Origin of the sequence: Streptomyces sp. NPDC057743, from assembly GCF_042798755.1 — a bacterium.
In the GTDB taxonomy this organism is placed as follows: domain Bacteria; phylum Actinomycetota; class Actinomycetes; order Streptomycetales; family Streptomycetaceae; genus Streptomyces.
In genome coordinates, this window is record NZ_JBHVJX010000004.1 from 289839 (window position 1) to 311452 (window position 21614).

Genomic DNA, 21614 nt, shown 5'->3' on the forward strand with positions numbered 1-21614 from the left:
ACGGGGCGTCAGCCGAGCAGCGCCCGCACCCACGCCACCGCCGCGTCCGGCTCCGCGGCCACCGGCACGCCCTCCGGGACCGGTGGCCGCTGGACGACCACCACCGGCACCCCGGCCTCCCGGGCGGCGGCCAGCTTGGGTGCGGTCGCCGCGGCGCCGCTGTCCTTCGTCACCAGGACGTCGATGCGGTGGCGGCGCAGCAACTCCCGTTCCCCGTCGAGGGTGAACGGGCCGCGGTCCAGGAGCGTGGTCATCCGGGGCGGGTGCGGGGGCTCGGGCGCCTCCACCGACCTGACCAGGAACCACTGGTCCGTGAGGTGGGCGAAGTGCGCCAGGCCCATCCGGCCTGTGGTCAGGAAGACCCGGCCGCCGAGCGCGGGCAAAACGGCGGCGGCCTCGGCGAGGGAGGCGACCGGGTGCCAGACGTCGCCGGCTTGCGCGCCCCAGCCGGGGCGGCGGAGCGCCAGCAGGGGAACATGGGCACAGGCGGCGGCCCGGGCCGCATGGAAACTGATCGTGCCGGCGAAAGGATGGGTGGCGTCGATGAGCGCGTCCACCGCGTGCTCCCGCAACCAGCGGGCCAGGCCCTCGGGGCCGCCGAACCCGCCGATGCGCACCTCCCCGACGGGCAGCCGCGGCGCCGCCACCCGCCCGGCCAGTGAACTCGTCACCCGCACCCCCGGCTCCACCGCCAACGCCGCGGCCAACCGACGGGCCTCCGTGGTGCCGCCGAGGACCAACACATGGCGGGCGGGGTCATGGACGGGTGTGGACGACATGAGCGGCGGGATCCTCCGTGGGTGAAACGCAACCGAAGGGTACGGGAGGCCGCAGCGCACAGCTCGCGCGCACCGGACTGCGGCACGGGTGGACCACCGGGTCGTGCGCCACCGCGGCCAGCACGGCCGCCTACACCGCGCTGCTGAGCGGCGAGTTCCCGGACCCGGTCACCATCACGCTGCCGAAGGGGCAGACGCCGGCCTTCGCGCTCGCCATCGAGGAGCTGACCGCCGCCGGGGTGGAACCGGCCACCGCCATGGCCGGGGTGGTGAAGGACGCCGGGGACGATCCCGATGTGACGCACGGGGCGCTGGTGCGCGCCACGGTGCGGGCGCTGCCGGCCGGCAGCGGCGTGGTCTACCGGGCGGGCCCCGGCGTGGGCACGGTCACCCGCCCCGGACTCCCGCTGGACGTCGGCGAGCCCGCCATCAATCCCGTACCGCGCCAATTGATCCAGGAGCATCTGACGCGCGTCGCACAGGCGCACCGGGGACCCGGCGCGAGGGCGGACGTCGAGGTCACGATCTCCGTCGACCACGGCGAGGAGATCGCGCGCAGCACCTGGAATCCGCGCCTGGGCATCCTGGGCGGGCTGTCGATCCTGGGCACGACCGGGATCGTCGTGCCGTACTCCTGCTCGGCGTGGATCGACTCGATCCGGCGCGGGGTGGACGTGGCCCGGGCCGCGGGCCGGCGGCACGTCGCCGGCTGCACCGGCTCGACATCGGAGAAGGTCGCCGTCGCCCTGCACCACCTGCCGGAGGACGCGCTGCTGGACATGGGGGACTTCGCGGGGGCGGTGCTCAAGTACATCCGCCGCCACCCCGTCGACCGGCTGACGATCTGCGGCGGCTTCGCCAAGCTCTCCAAGCTGGCTGCCGGGCACCTGGACCTGCACTCGGCGCGGTCCCAGGTGGACAAGGGCTTCCTGGCCGAACTGGCCCGGCGCGGCGGTGCCGACGAGGCGCTGGCGGAGGCGGTGGCCGACGCCAACACCGGCCTCGCCGCACTCCAGTTGTGCGCGGCGGCCGGTGTTCCGCTCGGCGACCTGGTGGCAGCCACGGCCCGGGACGAGTCGCTGGCCGTCCTGCGCGGCGCGCCGGTCGCGGTCGACGTCATCTGCATCGACCGGGCGGGGCTGGTGGTGGGCCGGGCAGAGCCGCGGGGGCCGGGGACCTAGCGCGGCCGGCGCGGGGTTTCACGTGAAACCCCGCGCCGGCCGACCAGGATCGATCCGGCCCCCGCTCCGCGCCCTCGTCACATCCGCGGCAGCGTCTCTCCGGTGCCCATACCGTCCTCGCGGCCGGTGCCGTTGGAACGGCCCATGTCGTCCGCGCGGCCGGCGCCGCGGCCGAACTCGTCGTTGCGCTGCCCCGTCCGGCGCTGGTCCTCGCGGGCACGGCCCATCCGGTCCCGCACGCAGTTGGCGTCCCCGCCGGTGAGCGCGCCCAGCACGGTCCCGAGGGCGCAGGCGGTCATCTGGATGGGGCTGTCCTTCATCCGGGGCGGGGTGTCCTTGCCGTTGGCGCTGGCGACGGTGCTACCGGTGAGGGTCAGTAGGGTCGCGGCGACGACCGCGCCGGCAGCCATTCTGGTACGCATCGTGGATGTGCTCCTTAGCGTCGATCCCCCTTGGGTGTCGACGCTTCCTTACCGGCGTCCGACGGCAGGAAAACGGACTTTCACCCCGATGCGGTCATACAATTCAGTCGGACAGGCCCGCGGCGCACGGCTCTTGACGCCGCCTCAGGCGCCCTCGGCACACGGCGCGTGCGGCCGCTCCCGCTCCGGCGAGTAGAGGTGACTGTCGCGGAACTGCTCGGCGCCCAACGTGCGACCGACCATGATCACCGCGGTCCGGACCACCCCGGCGGCCTTCACCTGCCCGGCGATGTCGCCGAGCGTGCCGCGCAGGACGAGTTCCTCGGGCCGGGAGGCCATCGCCACGACGGCGGCCGGGCAGTCCGCGCCGTAGTGCGGCAGCAGCTCGTCCACGATCCGGTCCACGTACATCGCCGCGAGGTGCAGCACCAGCAGCGCGCCGCTGCGCCCCAGGGTCGCCAGGTCCTCGCCGTCCGGCATGGGCGTGGCGCGCTGGGCGACGCGGGTGAGGATGACGGTCTGACCGACGGTGGGCACCGTCAGTTCGCGGTTGAGGGCGGCCGCCGCCGCGGCGAACGCCGGCACGCCCGGCACGACCTCGTAGGGCACCCCCGCCGCGTCCAGCCGGCGCATCTGCTCGGCCACCGCGCTGAAGACGGACGGGTCGCCGGAGTGCAGCCGGGCGACGTCGTGGCCCTCCTCGTGCGCGCGGACCAGCTCCGCGGTGATCGCGTCCAGGTCGAGCTGCGCGGTGTCGATCAGCCGCGCCCCGGGCGGGCATGCGGCGAGGAGTTCGCGCGGCACCAGGCTCCCCGCGTAGAGGCACACCCCGCAGGAGGCGAGGGTGCGGGCGCCGCGCAGGGTGATCAGGTCGGCGGCGCCGGGGCCCGCGCCGATGAAGTGAACGGTCATGCTGTCGGTCTCCTGGGGAGGTTACGAGGGGTCCTGGGGGCGGGACGGCGCGGCGGTCCCCTGCGGGCCGGGCTCCGGTGCGCCGGGGCGCGCGGGCTTCACCGCCGACCACTGGGTGACCGGCATCGCCTGCCGCCACCCCGTGAAGCCGCCGACCGGCACCGCGTGGGCGACCGCGAGCCGCACCAACTCGCCGCCGTGCCGCCGGTACCACTCGGTCAGCAGCGCCTCGGACTCCAGCGTCACGGTGTTCGCGACCAGCCGGCCCCCCGGGGGCAGCGCCTCCCAGCAGGCGTCCAGCAGCCCCGGCGCGGTCAGCCCGCCGCCGACGAACACCGCGTCCGGCACCGGCAGTTGGGCCAGCGCGGCGGGCGCCGGCCCGTGCACCACCTGGAGGTCCGGGACGCCGAGCGCCCGCGCATTGCGGCCGATCCGGGCCGCCCGCGCCGCGTCCCGCTCGACGCTGACCGCCCGGCAACTGCGGTGCGCGCGCAGCCATTCGACGGCGATGGAGCCGGAGCCGCCGCCGACGTCCCAGAGGAGTTCGCCGGGCGCGGGGGCGAGCGCGGCCAGCGTGGCCGCCCGGACATGACGCTTGGTCAACTGGCCGTCGTGCTCGTAGGCGTCGTCGGGGATCCCGGGCACGACCGGCAGCCGCGGGGCGTCCGGCTCCCGCGCGCAGTCCAGCGCGATCACATTGAGCGGATCGCCGGCGGGCGCGTCCCACGCCCGCGCGGTGCCCTCGACCAACCGCTCGCGCGCGCCGCCGAGTTGCTCCCACACCCGCATCCGGGTCGGGCCGAAGCCCCGCGCCCGCAGCAGCGCCGCGACCTCGCCGGGCGTCGTGGCCCCGGCCGACAGCACCAGCACCCGCCGCCCGTCGTGCAGCGCCCGCACCAGGTTCTCCGCGGGCCGCCCGACGAGCGTGACGACCTCGGTGTCCTCCACCGCCCAGCCCAACCGGGCGCAGGCGTACGCCACCGACGAGGGGTGCGGCACCACCCGCAGCGGCCGCCACACCGCCGGGTCCTGTGCCATCACCTCGGTCAGGGTCCGCCCGATCCCGTAGAACATCGGGTCCCCACTGGCCAGCACGCAGATCCGCCGCCCGGCATGCGCGGCGAGCAGCCCGGGGACCGCGGGCCGCAGCGGCGAGGGCCACGCCACCCGCTCGCCCGTGCACTCGGCCGGCAGCAACGCCAACTGCCGCGCCCCGCCGATCAACACCTCGGCCGCGCCCAACTCCCGCCGCGCGGCCGGCGCCAAACCGTCCCAGCCATCGGCCCCGATACCAACGACGGAGAGCGGAAGCGGGGGAGTCACGGCGGAGTACCTCGGGGCGCGAAGGGGGCGGGTCGGCGGGGCGGAGCCGTCGCGGGGGACGGGTGCCGAACTCTACTGACCGGCCGGGCCGCCGCGGTTTCGGGGGAGGCCCCATGCGCCCCGGCACGTCCCAGTGCGCCCACCCCGCGCCCTCTTGCACACGATGCGCAATAAGTTGCTATTACTGTCCGGGGGCCCGGAACGAGGCGGGCCCGACCATGGACCGGGCAGCGCGCGAGGGGGATCCGCGCGCTGTCCGCTTTTTCCCGCTTTCCCGCCCGCTCGACGGAAGCCAGCGCACCGCGAGCCGGTCGCCGATCCCGGGCACCACCTCGCGTGAAACCGCACGCATGTTTCACGTGAAACCGGGCGCCTCCCGCAACACGCCGGACGTCCCCTCCGTGACCGGATCGCGCCACCGCCCGCGCACTCCCGCAACACACCGCCCTGACCAGGCACGATAGCCCGTTCGACGGTAATGACAACGGTCACCGGTGCAGCCTTTGGATCTTTTGCCGAAGTGCGGTTTGCTTCGCAGCGAACGAGCAAGGTGGAGCCGAGAAGGAGCGCGCCATGACCGAGCACGCCCACAGTGGGCACAGCCATGCACACGGCCACGCCCACGGGGTCTCCCCCGACGCCGACCGGCGCTGGCTGCGCGCCGCTCTCATCCTGCTGACCGCCTACATGGCGATCGAGGTCGTCATCGGTTTCCTGGCGCAGTCGCTGGCGCTGATCTCGGACGCGGCCCACATGCTCACCGACGCGGTCTCGATCGTGCTGGCCCTGGTCGCGATGCGCCTGGCCGCGAAGCCCGCGCGGGGCGGCTACACCTACGGCCTCAAGCGCGCCGAGATCCTCTCCGCGCAGGCCAACGGCATCACCTTGCTGGTGCTCTCCCTGTGGCTGGCCTACGAGGCGGTCCAGCGGTTGATCTCGCCGCCCGAGGTCACCGGCGGCCTGGTGGTGATCACCGCACTGTCCGGTGTCGTGGTGAACCTGATCTGCACCTGGTTCCTGTCGAAGGCCAACCGCTCCAGCCTGAACGTCGAGGGCGCCTACCAGCACATCCTCACCGACCTGTTCGGCTTCATCGCCACCGCGATCTCCGGCCTGATCGTGCTGACCACGGGCTTCGCCCGGGCCGACGCGATCGCCTCGCTCGTCGTCGTCGCGCTGATGCTGAAGGCCGGCACGGGGCTGGTGCGGGAGTCGGGCCGGATCTTCATGGAGGCCGCCCCGGCCGGGATCGACCCGGACGCGCTGGGCGACCACCTCGTCGCCGCAGAGCAGGTCGTGGAGGTGCACGACCTGCACATCTGGCAGATCACCTCCGGACAGCCCGCGCTGTCCGCGCACATCCTCGTGGCCCCGGGCGGCGACTGCCACAAGGTCCGCCGCAGCCTCCAGCAGCTGCTGCACACCGAGTACGGCATCACCCACGCCACCCTCCAGGTCGACCACCTCGGCGAACAGGACGAGGACGAGCTGCTGACCCTGGGCCCCGGCCCCGGCCCCGTGCAGCCGTCCGGCAGCCACTGCGACGACTCCCACGGCCCCATCCACCGCCCCGGACCGCACCGGCACTGACCCCGCGCCCTCCCGGTCCGCCCCACTCGGGTGAACCCGGCCCGGGCACGGCCCACAAGCCGCCGACCGGCGCCACCGCGGTGCTCGGATGACGTCATGCGACCCGCCGCTGCCTGCGCGGTGCTGTGCGCCACCGCGCTCCCCGCACCGCCCGCCGCCGCACACGTTCCGCAGGACCCGCCGGCCCTGTCGGTCTCGGTGACCGACGGCGTCGACCGGGCGGAGCCCGGGCAGCGGCTCGACTACCGCATCACCGTGCACAACCTGGGCCCCGACGAGGTGCCCGGCGTCCGCGTCGAACAGGAGATGCCGGCCACCACGGTCTCGGCCACCGCCACCGACGGCACCGTCGAGGGGGAGGGCCCGGGCGAGCAGCGGGCCGTCTGGCACGTCGATCTGCCCGCGCACGACATCGCGGTCTTCACCTCCACCGCGGTGCTCGGCGACCACCGGCCCGCCGGCCCCAACCCGGCCCCCGGCACCCTGCGGGCCGCCACCACCGTCTGCGTCTACGTCGCCCCGTCCGCCGCACCCCTGGCCTGCTCCGGCGATCTGGACGAGCTCCCCGACTCGCGGCCCGAACCCGAGCGCGGGAGCGGACAGATGGGGTGGATGGTGACCGCCCTGGCCTGCGCGCTGTTCGCCCCCGGGGTGGTCCGGGCGGTCCGGCGCGGGAAGGCCCGACGGTCCGGCTGAGACACCGCGCGAGCGCCGTGCCAGAGCGCGTCCCCGCGATCACCCGTTGGCACCGGCCCCGCTCGCGACCGCCCCCCGCACCGACTTGCCTGGAGGATGGCAGCAACCGCCGGGGCAGGAAGGACTGCGACGCGATGTCAGCGAGTGCACCCGCACGCGCCGACGGCCGGGAGGCGGAGGCGCGTTGCCCACAAGGACGGCCGCGCCGGGTCCGCTCGCTGGCCGGCGGAGCGCTGCTGGTGCTCGGCACGCTGCTGCTGCCGCTGAGCCTGGCCGCCGTCTGGGCCCGCGCCGAACTCACCGACACCGACCGCTATGTGGCCACGGTCGCCCCGCTCGCCGGCAACCCCGCCATCCAGGACGCCCTCGTCCACGAGGTCACCAACGGCGTGATGCCCCACGTCCGGCTCGACGGGCTGCTCAAGGTCGTCCCCCGAGCCGAACGCCCCGCGCTGCGGCGGAAGTTCACCCTCGGCATCCGCGAGTTCGTCGACAAACAGGTGCGTCAGGCCGTCACCGACCGCGCGTTCCCCGCGCTCTGGGCCGGGGTGCACCGCACCGCCCACCGGACCCTGGACGGCACCCTCGCCGCCTCCGGCAACGGTCCCGTCACCCTCGACCTCGCACCGGTCCTCGCCCGCGTGCGGCACCAACTCGCCGGCAACGGCCTGGGCATCGACATCGTCCGCCGCGTGCCCCCCACCGGCACCTCGATCGTGCTGCTCAACTCCCCCGACGTGCCCCGCTTCCGGACCGGTTTCCGGGCCGCGCGCACCGGTGCCCGGCTGCTGCCCCCGGCCGCCGCGCTCTGCCTCCTGGCCGGACTGCTGCTCGTCCGCCACCGACGCCGCGCGCTGGTCGGCACCGCACTCGGCTGCGCGCTGGCCTGTGCCCTGCTGTCCGCAACGCTGGCGCTGCTCCGCACCCGGCTCCTGGACGCCCTGCCCACCGCGGTCTCCCGCCCCGCCGCCGACGCCTACACCGACGCCCTGACCGCCTCCCTGCGCACCGGCGTGTGGACGACGATCGGCACGGCCGCGCTCGTCATCGCCCTCGCCACGGCCGGCCCGCTGACCGCCCGCCTCCGCCGCACGACGGTGCCCCGGCACCGACCGCGGGCGGTGCCGGGCCCCGAGGCGATGTCCTAGCGGTCCGGCTCAGATCGCCAGGACGGTCTTGCCCTGCGCCCGCCCGGTGCGGCTGGCCGCCAGCGCCTCCGGGGCCTCCTCCAGGGGAACTTCGAGGCCCACCAGGACCGTGAGGCGCCCCGCGTCGAGGTGCCCGGCGAGGATCTCCAGGAGTTGGGGGGAGGGGCGGTTGACGAAGTTGAAGCCGCGCAGGTTGTGGTCAGTGAGGACATCGGCGTCGGCGGAGCCGATCAGCGAGACCGCCACCCCGCCGTCCCGCACCGCCCGGGTCATCTCGACGAAGCTCTTGGCGTCGCTGGCCATGTCGATCAGCACGTCCACCCCTTCCGGGTGGGACGCGAGGACCTGGTCGGCGATCGGGCCCGCCGTGTGGTCGACGGTCTCCGCGGCGCCCAGCGTGCGCATCAACTCCGCCTTCGCGGGGCGGGCGGTGGCGATGACCTCGGCGCCGCGACCGGCCGCGATCTGGGTGGCGAAGGTGCCGACCCCGCCGGTCGCACCGACGATCAGCACCCGCTTCCCCTCCCCGACCCGGGTCTCCTCGACGAGGTTGTACGCGGTCATCCCGGCCGTCGGCACGGCCGCCGAGGTCGCGTAGGTCACGCTGCGGGCGGCCAGCGCGATGTCGCCCTCCCGGGCCACGGCGAACTCGGCGTAGGATCCGCCGCCCCGCTCGGGCCGCTGGAACTGGCCGAACACCGGGTCCCCCACGGTGAACCGCCGTACGCCACTGCCCACCGCGACCACCTCCCCCGCCCCGTCCGCTCCCAGGACCAGGGGGAAGGTGGCCTGCACGGCTTTCCCGAAGTGGCCGTCGGCCAGCTTCCAGTCGATGGGGTTAAGGCCGGCCGCGGCCAACCGCACCAGGACCTCACCCGGTCCCGGCTCAGGCTGCGGCAGCTCCATCAGCTGCGGGTCCTCACCGAAGGCGTTGATTGCTACAGCTCTCATGTGGCGTTCCCTTCCACCCTTCCGAGGAGGCGGCCGAAGTGGATCGTAAGCACGCCGAACGGGCCGGGCGCGGGAGGACGAGAGGCGGTGCCTTTGAAGCACTCGTACGGCCCCCGTCGCCGTTCCGTTTCCCCACTCGATTGCCCGCATGACGGGAGCGGGGACGGGGCGCGGGATTCAATGGCGCAATGATCCGGTTCGAGTCGGTCACCAAGCGGTACCCCGACGGGACGACGGCCGTCGACGACCTCTCTTTCGATGTCGGCAAGGGCGAGTTGGTCACGCTGGTCGGCCCGTCCGGGTGCGGGAAGACGACGACCATGATGATGGTGAACCGGCTCATCGACCCCACCGAGGGCCGGATCTTCGTCGACGGTGCGGACGTCTCCGGGGTCGACCCGGTACGGCTCCGCCGCCGGATCGGCTACGTCATCCAACAGACCGGCCTCTTCCCGCACCGGACCGTCCTCGACAACACCGCGACGGTGCCGGTGCTGACCGGCTGGAAGCGGGCCAGGGCGCGGGAGCGGGCCGCCGAACTCCTGGACCTGGTCGGCCTGGACCCGGCCGTCTACGGACCGCGCTACCCCGACCAACTGTCCGGCGGGCAGCGCCAGCGGGTGGGGGTGGCCCGCGCGTTGGCGGCCGATCCGCCCGTGCTGCTGATGGACGAACCGTTCGGCGCCGTCGACCCGGTCGTCCGGGACCGCCTCCAGAAGGAATTCCTGCGGCTCCAGGCCGATATGCACAAGACGGTGCTGCTGGTCACGCACGACATCGAGGAGGCCATCCGGCTCGGCGACCGGATCGCGGTCTACGGTGCCGGCCGCATCGAGCAGTTCGACACCCCGGCGCGGGTGCTCGGCGCGCCCGCGACGCCCTATGTCGCCGAATTCGTGGGCGCGGACCGGGCGTTGAAGCAGCTCTCGGTGACCTCCATCGACCGCGACGACCTCGAACGACCGCCGTTCGCCCGGCTCGCCGAGCCGGCCGCACAGGCGGTGACCCGGCTGCGGGGCGAGGGCGCCCGCTGGGCCGTGGTGTTGGACGCCGACGGTGCGCTCCACGGCTGGGTGGGCACGGAGCGCCTGGCGGGCGCGGGCGGGACCGTCGCGGACCACGCCCGCCGCATGGAGGCGTGGATCCCGGTGACCGGGACGCTCAAGGACGCGTTCAGCGAGATGCTGAAGCACGACGCCGGGTGGATCGCGGTCCTGGACGGCCCGCGGCTGGTGGGCGTCCTGACCCCGACGACCCTGCACGAGGCACTGCGCCGCACCATCGCCCCGGAGGTGCGGGGAGTGTCGCGGGGGCGGCCGGAGGTGGACTCCGTCCCGACGGAGTGATGCGGGGTGCGGGGCGGCTGCGATGTTTCACGTGAAACGGCTTTCGCAGCACGGTGTTTCACGTGAAACACCGCCTCGGGAGTCGTCATCCCTTCCTCAACAGCCCCTTTTTCATGAGGTAGTTGTGGGCGACATCGGCGGGGAGCCGGCGCCAGCTGTCGACCTGTTCGTTGAGTTGGGCCAAATCCTCGGTGGTCAGCGCCGTGTTGAGGCGGTTCAGAGCGGCGGCCGGACGGGCGCCGCCGGCCCGTGCGCGGTTGACGACGGGGACGAGGTAGTCGGCGTTCTGGAGCTTCCGGTCGTCGGCGAGGACGACGAGTCCGAACTGGTCGAGGGTGGCGTCCGTGCTGGTGGTCAGCACCATCTGGTCCTGACCGTTCTGCACGGCCTGCTTCGCCGGCGTGGTGCCGACGCCCTTCGGGTCCACGGCGGTGATGTCGATGCCGTAGGTCTTCCGCAACCCGGGGGCGCAAAAGGGCCGTTGGACGCACTCGTCACCGGCCGCCAGCCGCACCGGCAGCTTGGCGCGACCCAGGTCGCTGAGGGTCCGGAGGCGGTGCTCGGCGGCGTAGGAGGCGCGCACCGCGAAGGCGTTCTGGTCGACGGCGCGGCCCGGCGGGAGCACGGTCAGGCCGCGCGGTGCGGCGAGCCGGCGCAGCGCGGCCATGGTGGTGTCCAGGTCGGGGGAGGCGACCGGGGCCGCCTCGGGCCCGTGCTCCTTGGCGTTGAGCCAGTTGGCGAAGGTGGCGGCGTATTCGGGGACGACGTCGATCTGGCCGGCCTCCAGCGCCGGTTCGTACAGCTCGCGGTTGCCGACGGTGAGCAGGTGGGTGCGGTAGCCGGCCTGCTGGAGCAGCGTCGCGTACATCTGGGCGAGCAGCTCGCTCTCGGTGAAGCCGGCCGAGCCGATGGACAGTTCACGGCTGTCGCCGGGCGCCGCGGTGATCGCCCCGCGGTGCTCCAGCGACGGCCCGCCGACGCAGGAGACCAGCCCGGCTAGCCCGGCCAGCGCCGCCAGGGCCGCCGACGCGGTCCGTGGACCGCGGTACGGGCGGCGCGGGGTCGGCGTCGGGCGGACCGCCCTCATGGGGTCCGCCCGCGCGCCCGTGCCGGGGCGTACCGCTGCACCAGCTCGAACACTCCCTCCATCAGCAGCGCGAACACCGCCACCACCACCGCACCGGCCACCACCTGCGGGGTGCTGGCGAGGTTGAAGCCCGCGGTGATGATCCGGCCGAGCCCGCCGCCGCCCACCAGCGCGGCCAGCGTGGCGGTGGCGACGAGCTGCACGGCGGCGATCCGCACGCCGGTCAGCACCAGCGGCAGCGCCAACGGCGCCTCCACCCGCCACACCAGTTGGGCCCCGGTCATCCCCATGCCCCGCGCGGCCCGGACCACGTCCTGGTCCACCCCGCGCATTCCGACGTAGGCGTTGGTGAGCAGCGGCGGGATGGCGAAGAGCACCAGCGCGATGATCGTCGGCCACTGCCCGTGCCGACCGATCGGGGTCAGCAGGAGCAGGACGAGGACCGCGAAGGTCGGCACCGCGCGGCCGACGTTGGCCAGGTTGACCGCGAGCGCGCCGCCGCGCCCCAGGTGTCCCAGCGTCAGCGCCACCGGCAGCGCGATCAGGGCACTGAGGGCGAGGCAGGCGAAGGTGAGGACGACGTGCTGGGTGAGGCGGTGCCAAATGCCGTTCTCCCCGGACCAGTTGGCGGCGGTGGTCAGCCAGGACCAGACCGCGGCGAGGGTGCTCATGCCCGCCGCCCGGAGGCGGCCGACAGCGCGCGTCCGCGGGCCGGCCGGGCGCTTCGGCCGGCCCGCCGCCAGGGCGTGAGCAGCCGTTCCGCGCCGAGCAGCAGCAGGTCGAAGGCGACCGCGATAAGCACGCAGAGCACGGACGCGGTCAGCACCTGCGCCTTGAAGTAGGCGTTCATCCCGGCGTAGATGAGGTTGCCCAGCCCGCCGTACCCGACGATCGCGCCGACGGTGGTGAGCGCGACCGCGGAGACCGTGGCGATGCGCAGCCCGGCCATCGCGGCGGGCACCGCCAACGGCAGCTCCACGGTGAGCAGTTGCCGCATCGGCCCGTAACCCATGCCCCGGGCGGCCTCCTTGGCCTCGACGGGGACGCCGTTCAGCCCCGCCAGGATGTTCCGGACGAGCAGGGTGAGGGAGTAGAGCGCGAGGCCGACCACGACGAGGGTGGCGGAGAGCCCGTAGACCGGCAGCAGCAGGGAGAACATCGCCAGCGACGGGATCGTGTAGAGCACGGTGGTGAGGCCGAGCACCGGGCCGGCCGTCCAGCGCCGGCGGCGGGCCAGCAGCGCCAGGGGGAGGGCGATCACCAACCCGAGCCCGACCGAAACGACCGTCAGCTGAAGGTGCTGGCCGACCGCGTCGAGCAGGATCTGGCGGCGGGAGGTCAGGTAGTCGCCGCAGATCCAGTCGTTGTGGGCCAGGCAGTCGTCCGGCGGGGCGGTCACAGCAAGAAGTCCACCGCGGGTGCGACGGGGTGTCGCGCCCAGTGCGCCCGATCGGGCTGTCGCGAGGGTCACACGGCCCCTCCCACACCTCTATACACATGGTGTGTACCTGGTCTGTATAGTCGCTGAAGTCCGTTCGATAGGACGGTCGGCGCGCCGGGCCACGACTCCGTCTGCGCCCGCTTCGTCGCGCCCGGAAATCGGGTCGCGAGCGCTCCCGGCCACCGCCGGCGAGCACCGGGCTACGCGTAAGAGCGCCGAAAACTCCACAGCCAGCGAACGACTCCAGGAAAGATCCCGCATGCCGAAGCAGATATCCGCGGCCCGCCGCTCGTCCATAGCCGGGCTGCTGACGGCCGCCTCCCTGGCCCTGGCCCTCAGCGGCTGCGCCTCCTACGACGTCACCGCGCCCGCCGACGCGCGGGCCGAGGCCACCTCGGCCGACGCCAAGAACGCCAAGGCCCAGGACGCCGGCAGCGGCGACGTCGACTGTCGCAAGGCCAAGTGCGTGGCCCTGACCTTCGACGCGGGCCCGAGCGAGAACACCAACCGGCTGCTGGACATCCTCAAGGAGAACAAGGCCCACGCCACGTTCTTCATGCTCGGCAAGAACCACATCGCCGAGCGCCCCGCCGAGGTGAAGCGGATCGCCGCCGAGGGCCATGAGCTGGCCAACCACACCTGGTCCCACCAGATCCTCACCGACATCAAGCCGGACGAGGCCAAGCGCGAGATCTCCCGCGTCCAGGACGAGGTCCACAAGATCACCGGCAAGACGCCCACGCTGATGCGCCCGCCGCAGGGCCGGACCGACGAAGAGGTCTCCAAGATCAGCAAGGAGCTCGGCGTCGCCCAGGTCCTGTGGAGCGTGACCGCCAAGGACTACCAGACCACCGACTCGGACCTGATCACCAAGCGGGTGCTCGACCAGACCAAGCGCGACGGCATCATCCTGCTGCACGACATCTACAAGGGCACCGTGCCGGCCGTCCCCGGCATCCTCAAGGAGCTGAAGAACCGCGGCTACACGGTCGTCACCGTGTCCCAGCTGCTCTCGCCCGCGAAGCCGGAACCGGGGATGGTCTACCGCCCGTAAGCCGGGGCCCGAGGGGCGGGCCGGGGCCCGTTGGGGCGGGATCCCGATGACGGGGGCGGGCGGCCGGGGGCCGGGAACGGCATCCCGGCCCGCGGCCGCACGACGAAGGGGGCGCCGGACCATCCCGGCGCCCCCTTCCGCGCACCGCCGTCGCCGGCGGCGCTCACCTCACCGCTGGGGGTGCTCCGCCTCGACCCGCTTGTGGGACCGGTCCTCGGCGGGCGTCTGCGCCTTGGACACGCCCTTCGCCTGACCCGGCGTCGGCTGCGGCTTGTTCGGCTCGGTGTCCTGCGGGAACGTCAGCTGCTGGCTCTGCCACTCCAGGGCCGGGACGACCTCCCGCCGCCAGGTCCCGAACTGGTGGCTGCCGCGGGGCAGGATGATCGAGTCGACCCGCATCGGCGGTTTCACCGCGTGAATGAAGTCCATGGTGGCGCCGTAGTCCGACTCGCCCTGGCGGCTGCTGGCCACCAGCGCGGAGACCTGCGGCGCGGGCAGGTGCTTCAGCCGCCACTGGAGGTCGTGCTCGCGCTGGTGCTGGGCGCCGGTCGGGCCGGGGCCGAAGAGGCTGCCGGTGGTGAGGTCGTCCTTGATTGCATAGTCGCCGGAGAGCGAGACCGCCGAGGTGTACGCCGTCGGGTTGCGCATCGCCAACTGGAGCGAGCAGGTGCCGCCCGAGGAGTACCCGAACGCGCCCCAGGCGCTGGGGTCGTGGCCCACCCGGTAGGCCGACTTCATGGCGTCCGGCAGGTCCTTGGTGAAGAACGTCTCGGCCTTCGGACCGCCCGGCACATCGACGCACTCGGTGTCGCGCGGCGGTGCGATGGTCGGCCGCACCATCACCAGCACGGTCGGCTGCATCTTGCCCTGCGCGATCAACTGGCCCGCGTTCTGCGGGATCTGGAGATGTTGCGCGAGGTTCATGATCCCGCCCGGGTAGCCGCTGATGACGACCATGACGGGGAACCGCTGGCGGTGGAACTGCTGTTGGAAGTACTGCGGCGGCAGATACACGAAGGCCGGGTTGATGGCCCGGGTCCGCCGACCGATGATCCGTACGGACTCGACCTTGCCCACCTTGTCGGCGGGCCCCTTCGGCAGTCCGGTCACCCGGTCGAGCCCCTGCGGGCCGGCGGGTTGGATCAGCCCGCCCTTGATGTTGCCGACCGTGGCGTACTGCCCGTCCCCCTGGCTCACCGCGGCCGGGGCCTGCTCGTTGTTGCCCAGCAACTCGTCCCAGTTGCCGTAGAACTCGAAGTTCGCGTTCACGGCGAGGGCGAGCGCGGACACGATCGACAGCTGGGTGACCACGATGGCCCCCAGCCTCCCCAGCACGTGGCGCCAGCCGTTGCGCGACAGCCGGGGCCAGAGCCACACCGTCGCGGCAACACAGACCACCGCCAGCACGATCACCGTGAATTCGAGCGACTGACTGGTCAGCCCCATGCGCCCACATCTCCCGTCACCCTCGAAAGGGTTCTTGCCTTCTCGCCGGCCACCCCCGAGGCACAACGGGCGGCTCAGGACAATGGTCACCGGAGAAGACGGGCTCATCCGCGAATCGGATACCTGAGCGACTTACTTCTTACCGAGCTCTTGCCTGTTTGTTTCCGCCACGTGATGTGCGCGGGCGGGGCCGGCAGATCCCGCTCAACTGACGGAACCACGCGCGCGTTTCACGTGAAACGACGGGCCGGTGAACACCCGGCGACAAGACGCCCACGCAACCGCCAGAACGCCCCAGGGGTCGGGCGACCTCCGACCCCTCCGTCATGAACTGGCCACCGCACCACGCAAGTTGGAGCCGTCGGGACACACACCCCACACCACCCCAACGACATCCCCGACATAGTCACTATCCCGCGCCTTGGCTGCCCCATAGGGCACTTCTGCACCACCTATGAGGGCAAGACCTGCCATACCCGCGGCCAAGTAGCCCCGCACACAGAAGCAATCGGGATTTTCCGCAAAGACCGCGCGCACACTTTCCGGCAGCGGAAGGTCCCTTTCCGGACCGACGAGGAACCGGGCGAAACCACCTCCCCGCTCAACACCCCCGTATGGACCAACCATCCGGGGCGCGGGTTCCCACGATCAGGCCGGTTCAGGCCGCTACCCTTACGTATCCGTCCTGGTCAGGGACATGTCCGCGCTTCACGGACATTCGCCGCACCCACCACACGCAAGAGAGGTCAGCCGATGGGCATTCGAAGTCTGCTGCGCAACGCTTTCGGTCGTTCAAAGGCGGCCCGCAACGAATCCCGCGACGCCCGGAAGGACGCCGACAAGCCGGAGGCGGCGACGATCCCGGAGGCCCGCGAGGAATCCACCCCGACTCCGGTCGCCCCGCCCGCGCCCCCGGAAGCCGAGGTGCCGGCCGCCCGTACGGCGCCCGCCGAGCCGGCGCCCGCGGCGGCCCCGAAGACCGCCTCGCTTCCCGCCCAGAGCAGCCCGGTTGACCGTGCACCGGAGCCCGCGGCGACGGCGGCGGACGAGGCTCCCGTACGGGACGAGCCGACGGCCGCGGTCGACGCGACGGTCGAGCCGCCGGCCGCCGCCGAGGCACCGAAGCCGGCGGACGAGCCGACCGACGCGGCCGCGCCCAAGGAAGAGACCGCCGCCGAGGACGCCAAGGAGCCCGGGCCGAGCGCCGCGGCCGATGCGCCCGCCACCGCCCCCGTCGTCCCTGACTCCGCCGCCGACCTGGTCAGCCAGGCATTCGACAACCCGGCCCCCGCCACGGCGACCACCACGGAGGACGACTCCGAGCCGAAGCCGACGCCCCAGCCGGAGCAGAAGGAGGAGGAGGCGAAGGAGAAGGAGGAGACGGTAGCGGCGGCGCTGAGGCCGGAGAAGGTGGCGGACGAGACCCCGGCCGCGGCCGACGAAGCGGCCGCGGCGGTGACCGAGGCGCCGGCCCCCGAGGCCGCACCGGCCGACCAAGCCGACGAGCCCGCCGCCGAGACCCCGGTCCCCGCCCCCGCCAGCCCGGTCGCGGCGACCGCGCCCGCGCTCCTCCCGCTCCACGACGCCGCCCGCGCCACGTTGGAGAAGCACGGCCTCGCCGCCCAGCGCGCGACCGTCTACCTCGTGCTCGACCGCTCCGGCTCGATGCGCAACTACTACAAGGACGGCACGGTCCAGCACCTCGCCGAGCAGGCCCTCGGTCTCTCCACGCACCTCGACGAGAAGGCCACCGTCCCGGTCGTCTTCTTCTCCACCGACGTGGACGGCACCGCCGATCTGGACCTCGCCAGCTACGAGGGCCGCATCGACGAACTGCACTCCGGCCTCGGTCACATGGGCCGGACCAACTACCACTGGGCCATCGAGGCCGTCGTCGCGCACTACAAGAAGTCGGGCTCCACCGACCCCGCCTTCGTCATCTTCCAGACCGACGGCGCGCCGACCTCCAAGCCCGCCGCCGAGCGGGCCCTGTGCCAGGCCGCCCAACTCCCCATCTTCTGGCAGTTCATCGGCTTCGGTGACCCCGACGCCAAGGGCTTCGACTTCCTGCGCAAGCTGGACGACCTGACCATCCCGGAGAAGCGCGTCGTCGACAACGCCGGCTTCTTCCACGCCGGTCGCGACCCCCGGGGCCTGACCCACGAGGAGTTCTACCAGCAGCTGATGGTCGAGTTCCCGGAGTGGCTCAGCGAGGCCCGCGCCGCCAAGGTCCTCAAGGACAGCTGAGCACCGCCGCACCCCGCAGGCACAGGCCGCGGCCGGACCCGCATCGGGTCCGGCCGCGGCCTGTGGCACGCAGGGGCTTTTCCCCGCAAACGAGGGGAGGCGGGGGCCGCGTGCGTGATGATGGACGGGAGCGGGCGGGGCCCGTTTCACGGGCAACGAGCGGGGCGCAGAGGCCCTCATCCGCCCCTTGTGGGCCGGAAAATACCCGCGCGGAGCCCCCCACCCCGTCCAGTACGATATTGACGTTGCGTAAAGCAAATCATCACTCACCGTAGCGACTTGGGAGCAGCCGGCAATGGCTCGACACCTCATCACCAGCGCCCTTCCGTACATCAACGGGATCAAGCACCTGGGCAACATGGTGGGGTCCATGCTCCCGGCCGATGTGTACGCCCGGTACCTGCGGCAGCGCGGTCACGACGTCCTCTACATCTGCGCCACCGACGAGCACGGCACGCCCGCCGAGCTGGCGGCGAAGGACGCCGGGCAGTCCGTCGCCGAGTTCTGCGCCGAGCAGCACGACAAGCAGAAGGCGATCTACGACGGCTTCGGGTTGCAGTTCGACCACTTCGGTCGGAGCTCCTCGCAGCAGAACGTCGCGCTGACCCAGCACTTCGCGCGCAAGCTGCACGAGAACGGCTTCATCGAGCAGCGGGCCATCCGCCAGGTCTACTCCAACGCCGACGGCCGCTTCCTGCCGGACCGCTACATCGTCGGCACCTGCCCGCACTGCGGCTACGACAAGGCGCGCGGCGACCAGTGCGAGAACTGCACCCGCGTCCTGGACCCGACCGACCTGATCGACGCCCGCTCGGCGATCAGCGGCAGCGGCGACCTGGAGGTGCGCGAGACCAAGCACCTCTTCCTGCTCCAGTCCAAGCTCCAGCACGAGGTCGAGGGTTGGCTGGAGGGCAACGGCAGCAAGGAGTGGCCGACGCTGGCGTCGTCCATCGCCCACAAGTGGCTGACCGAGGGCCTCCAGGACCGGGCGATCACCCGCGACCTGGACTGGGGCGTGCCGGTGCCGGCCGACGTGTGGCCGGAGTTGGCCGCCGAGGGCAAGGTCTTCTACGTCTGGTTCGACGCCCCGATCGAGTACATCGGCTCGACGAAGGAGTGGGCGGACCTGGCGCCCCAGGAGCGCGACTGGAAGTCGTGGTGGTACGAGGCCGACGACGTCCGGTACACGGAGTTCATGGCCAAGGACAACGTGCCGTTCCACAGCGTGATGTTCCCGGCGACGCAGCTGGGCACCCGCGAGCCGTGGAAGCGGGTCGACTTCCTCAAGGCGTTCAACTGGCTCAACTACTACGGCGGGAAGTTCTCCACGTCGCAGCAGCGCGGCATCTTCACCGACGCGGCGCTGGAGCTGCTGCCGGCCGACTACTGGCGCTACTTCCTGATGGCGCACGCCCCGGAGTCCGACGACACCTCCTTCACCTGGGAGCTCTTCTCCTCCTCGGTCAACAAGGACCTGGCCGACACCCTCGGCAACTTCGTCAACCGCGTGCTCTCCTTCTCGCGGAAGCGGTTCGGCGACGAGGTGCCGGCCGGCGCCGAGGCCGGCGCCGCCGAGCAGAAGCTGGGCGAGGAGATCGCCGGGCTGCTCACCGAGTACGAGGGCCACATGGAGGCGCTCCAGTTCCGCAAGGCCGCGGCCTCGCTGCGCGCCCTGTGGAGCGCGGGCAACTCCTACCTGGAGGAGAAGGCCCCCTGGCTGGAGATCAAGACGGACAAGGACGCGGCGGCGCTGACGCTGCGGACCGCGATGAACCTCATCCACCTCTACGCGGTGGTCTCCGAGCCGTTCATCCCGGCGTCGGCGAAGGCCATGCGGGGCGCGTTCGCGCTGGACGGCGACACCGCCACCTGGGTCTCGCCCCAGGAGGCGCGGGCGCTGGCCTCGGTGCCCGCCGGCACGTCGTTCACGGTCCCGCCGGTGCTCTTCGCGAAGATCACGGAGGACGACCTTGCGGCGTACCGCGAGCGGTTCGGGGGCGAAGAGGGCTGACCCCCGGCGCGTAAGGAAGCACGAGGGCGCCCCCGGACCGGATCGGTCCGGGGGCGCCCTCGTGCGTGGTGCGGGAGCGGCGGTGCAACGGCCGCTCCCGGATTGCCGGATGGGCCAGAGCCCGGGACCGCGGCTGCGGTCCCGGGCCCCGGTGCGCCTTACTTGGTCGGCTTGTAGGGCGTCGGCTTCGCCGGGCCGGTGCGGATGCTCAGGTGGAGCTCCTTGAGGCGGGCCTCGTCGACCTCGGACGGGGCGCCCATCAGGAGGTCCTGGGCGTTGCCGTTGAGCGGGAAGGCAATGGTCTCGCGGATGTTGGGCTCGTCGGCGAGCAGCATCACGATCCGGTCGACGCCCGGGGCGATGCCACCGTGCGGCGGGGCGCCGAACTTGAAGGCGCGGAGCATGCCGCCGAACTCGGCCTCGACGGTCTCCTTGTCGTAACCGGCGATCGCGAACGCCTTGTACATGACGTCCGGTTCGTGGTTCCGGATCGCGCCGGAGGAGAGCTCGGTGCCGTTGCAGACGATGTCGTACTGCCAGGCGAGGATGTCCAGCGGGTCCTTGGTCTCCAGCGCCTCCAGGCCACCCTGCGGCATGGAGAACGGGTTGTGGGAGAACTCGATCTTGCCGGTGTCCGCGTCGCGCTCGAACATCGGGAAGTCGACGATCCAGCAGAAGCGGAACTCGTCCTCGACGAAGTGGCCGGCGCGCTTGGCGGCCTCGACGCGGACCGCGCCCATGATCTTGGAGACCTCGTCGAAGTCGCCGGCGCCGAAGAAGACGGCGTGGCCGGGCTTGAGGTCGAGGGCGGCGACCAGCGCCTTGACGTCGTCCTCGGTGAGGAACTTGGCGATCGGGCCGGCGAGCGCGTTCTCCTCGCCGACGCGGACCCAGGCCAGGCCCTTGGCGCCCTGGGAGACGGCGAAGTCGCCGAGCTGGTCGAAGAACTTCCGCGGCTGGTCGGCGGTGTCCGGCACGGCCAGGGCCCGGACGTGCTTGCCGGCGAACGCCTTGAAGCCGGAGTTCGCGAAGACGTCGGAGACGTCCACCAGCTCCAGCTCGGCGCGCAGGTCCGGCTTGTCGGAGCCGTACTTGAGCATCGCCTCGCGGAACGGGATGCGCGGGAACGGGGAGGTGACCGTGCGGCCGTTGCCGAACTCGGTGAAGAGCTCGGTCATCAGCTTCTCGACGGGCTGGAAGACGTCCTCCTGCTCGACGAAGCTCATCTCGATGTCGAGCTGGTAGAACTCGCCCGGCGAGCGGTCCGCGCGGGCGTCCTCGTCGCGGAAGCAGGGCGCGATCTGGAAGTAGCGGTCGAAGCCGGCGATCATCAGCAGCTGCTTGAACTGCTGCGGGGCCTGCGGCAGCGCGTAGAACTTGCCGGCGTGCAGACGGGACGGGACCAGGAAGTCGCGGGCGCCCTCGGGGGAGGTCGCGGACAGGATCGGGGTCGCCATCTCGTTGAAGCCGAGGGCCACCATCTTGTGCCGGATCGCGGAGATCACGGCGGTGCGCAGCATGATGTTGCGGTGCATGCGCTCGCGGCGCAGGTCGAGGAAGCGGAACTCCAGGCGCTTCTCCTCGTTGACCCCGTCCTCGGCGTTGATGGTGAAGGGGATCTGCTCGGCGGCACCGAGCACCTCGACCTCGGTGACCTCGATCTCGATCTCGCCGGTCGGCAGGTCCGGGTTGACGTTGTCGGCACCGCGGGCGCTGACCTTGCCGTCGATGCGGACGACGGTCTCCTTGGTCAGCGAGCCGAGGGCCTCGTTGGCCGGGGTGCCGGGGCGGGCGACGAGCTGCACCAGGCCGTAGTGGTCGCGCAGATCGATGAAGAGGATGCCGCCCAGGTCACGTCGATTGTGCAGCCAGCCGCTGAGGCGGACGTCGGTGTTGACGTCCGCGGCTCGGAGCTCGCCGCAGTTATGGGACCGGTACCGATGCATCGCTCATCCAAGTCGTCGCGAGTCGAGGTGGGGA

General features: G+C 72.4%; 18 protein-coding genes. 8 read left to right on the top strand and 10 right to left on the bottom strand.

What is annotated here, in order from left to right:
* Positions 1–8: 8 nt before the first annotated feature.
* Complete coding sequence (locus tag ACFVFQ_RS06625; RefSeq protein ID WP_383409722.1) at positions 9–779, bottom strand: cobalt-precorrin-6A reductase; 771 nt, start codon at positions 777–779, stop codon at positions 9–11.
* 17 nt (positions 780–796) lie between these two features.
* Between ACFVFQ_RS06625 and ACFVFQ_RS06630 the strand changes: the two genes are divergently transcribed.
* Positions 797–1960, top strand: coding sequence for a cobalt-precorrin-5B (C(1))-methyltransferase (locus ACFVFQ_RS06630; protein WP_383409725.1), 1164 nt, complete (start codon positions 797–799; stop codon positions 1958–1960).
* Positions 1961–2037: 77 nt separating this feature from the next.
* Here ACFVFQ_RS06630 and ACFVFQ_RS06635 read toward each other — a convergent pair whose 3' ends face one another.
* The 3 genes from ACFVFQ_RS06635 to cbiE all read right to left on the bottom strand — a co-directional run bounded on the left by ACFVFQ_RS06635 (position 2038) and on the right by cbiE (position 4617).
* Complete coding sequence (locus ACFVFQ_RS06635) at positions 2038–2382, bottom strand: hypothetical protein (protein ID WP_383409728.1); 345 nt, start codon at positions 2380–2382, stop codon at positions 2038–2040.
* Positions 2383–2526: 144 nt separating this feature from the next.
* Positions 2527–3294 (bottom strand): precorrin-4 C(11)-methyltransferase, encoded by a 768-nt coding sequence (cobM, locus tag ACFVFQ_RS06640; RefSeq protein WP_383409731.1) that lies wholly within the window; start codon positions 3292–3294, stop codon positions 2527–2529.
* 21 nt (positions 3295–3315) lie between these two features.
* The gene (cbiE, locus tag ACFVFQ_RS06645) at positions 3316–4617 is read right to left on the bottom strand and encodes a precorrin-6y C5,15-methyltransferase (decarboxylating) subunit CbiE (RefSeq protein ID WP_383409734.1); all 1302 of its coding nucleotides are present in this window, start codon (positions 4615–4617) and stop codon (positions 3316–3318) included.
* A 573-nt stretch (positions 4618–5190) separates the two neighbouring features.
* On the opposite strand from cbiE, the gene ACFVFQ_RS06650 reads away from it, so the two are divergent.
* The 3 genes from ACFVFQ_RS06650 (at position 5191) to ACFVFQ_RS06660 (ending at position 8051) form a co-directional block, all read left to right on the top strand.
* A complete protein-coding gene (locus ACFVFQ_RS06650; protein ID WP_383409737.1) occupies positions 5191–6207 on the top strand; it encodes a cation diffusion facilitator family transporter in 1017 nt (338 codons plus the stop codon).
* A 96-nt stretch (positions 6208–6303) separates the two neighbouring features.
* Entirely contained in the window at positions 6304–6903 is a 600-nt protein-coding gene (locus ACFVFQ_RS06655; RefSeq protein WP_383409740.1) for a hypothetical protein, read from the top strand.
* Positions 6904–7037: 134 nt separating this feature from the next.
* Entirely contained in the window at positions 7038–8051 is a 1014-nt protein-coding gene (locus ACFVFQ_RS06660) for a hypothetical protein (protein WP_383409743.1), read from the top strand.
* Between the two features lie 9 nt (positions 8052–8060).
* Here the strand turns inward: ACFVFQ_RS06660 and ACFVFQ_RS06665 are convergent, their stop codons facing one another.
* Positions 8061–9002: an NADP-dependent oxidoreductase gene (locus tag ACFVFQ_RS06665; RefSeq protein ID WP_383409746.1), complete on the bottom strand. Its 942-nt coding sequence runs from the start codon at positions 9000–9002 to the stop codon at positions 8061–8063.
* A 188-nt stretch (positions 9003–9190) separates the two neighbouring features.
* Here ACFVFQ_RS06665 and ACFVFQ_RS06670 point away from each other — a divergent pair, with 188 nt between their 5' ends.
* A complete protein-coding gene (locus ACFVFQ_RS06670; protein ID WP_383409749.1) occupies positions 9191–10348 on the top strand; it encodes a betaine/proline/choline family ABC transporter ATP-binding protein in 1158 nt (385 codons plus the stop codon).
* An 85-nt stretch (positions 10349–10433) separates the two neighbouring features.
* On the opposite strand, the gene ACFVFQ_RS06675 is transcribed toward ACFVFQ_RS06670, so the two are convergent.
* From ACFVFQ_RS06675 to ACFVFQ_RS06685, 3 genes are read right to left on the bottom strand one after another with little or no spacing between them, the layout of a single operon-like run.
* Positions 10434–11435, bottom strand: coding sequence for an ABC transporter substrate-binding protein (locus ACFVFQ_RS06675; RefSeq protein ID WP_383409752.1), 1002 nt, complete (start codon positions 11433–11435; stop codon positions 10434–10436).
* Entirely contained in the window at positions 11432–12106 is a 675-nt protein-coding gene (locus ACFVFQ_RS06680; RefSeq protein ID WP_383409755.1) for an ABC transporter permease, read from the bottom strand. Before ACFVFQ_RS06680 ends, ACFVFQ_RS06675 begins: the two co-directional genes overlap by 4 nt.
* A complete protein-coding gene (locus ACFVFQ_RS06685; protein ID WP_383409760.1) occupies positions 12103–12834 on the bottom strand; it encodes an ABC transporter permease in 732 nt (243 codons plus the stop codon). Before ACFVFQ_RS06685 ends, ACFVFQ_RS06680 begins: the two co-directional genes overlap by 4 nt.
* Before the next feature lie 301 nt (positions 12835–13135).
* Between ACFVFQ_RS06685 and ACFVFQ_RS06690 the strand changes: the two genes are divergently transcribed.
* Complete coding sequence (locus ACFVFQ_RS06690; RefSeq protein ID WP_383409765.1) at positions 13136–13930, top strand: polysaccharide deacetylase family protein; 795 nt, start codon at positions 13136–13138, stop codon at positions 13928–13930.
* A gap of 168 nt (positions 13931–14098) precedes the next feature.
* On the opposite strand, the gene ACFVFQ_RS06695 is transcribed toward ACFVFQ_RS06690, so the two are convergent.
* Positions 14099–15376 carry an alpha/beta hydrolase gene (locus ACFVFQ_RS06695; protein WP_383409768.1) on the bottom strand — a complete coding sequence of 426 codons (1278 nt, stop codon included), beginning with the start codon at positions 15374–15376 and terminating at the stop codon, positions 14099–14101.
* A gap of 753 nt (positions 15377–16129) precedes the next feature.
* On the opposite strand from ACFVFQ_RS06695, the gene ACFVFQ_RS06700 reads away from it, so the two are divergent.
* Positions 16130–17623: a VWA domain-containing protein gene (locus ACFVFQ_RS06700; protein WP_383409770.1), complete on the top strand. Its 1494-nt coding sequence runs from the start codon at positions 16130–16132 to the stop codon at positions 17621–17623.
* A gap of 295 nt (positions 17624–17918) precedes the next feature.
* Complete coding sequence (gene metG / locus ACFVFQ_RS06705) at positions 17919–19634, top strand: methionine--tRNA ligase (protein WP_383409773.1); 1716 nt, start codon at positions 17919–17921, stop codon at positions 19632–19634.
* Positions 19635–19792: 158 nt separating this feature from the next.
* On the opposite strand, the gene aspS is transcribed toward metG, so the two are convergent.
* Positions 19793–21580: an aspartate--tRNA ligase gene (aspS, locus tag ACFVFQ_RS06710; protein ID WP_383409776.1), complete on the bottom strand. Its 1788-nt coding sequence runs from the start codon at positions 21578–21580 to the stop codon at positions 19793–19795.
* Positions 21581–21614 lie beyond the last annotated feature (34 nt).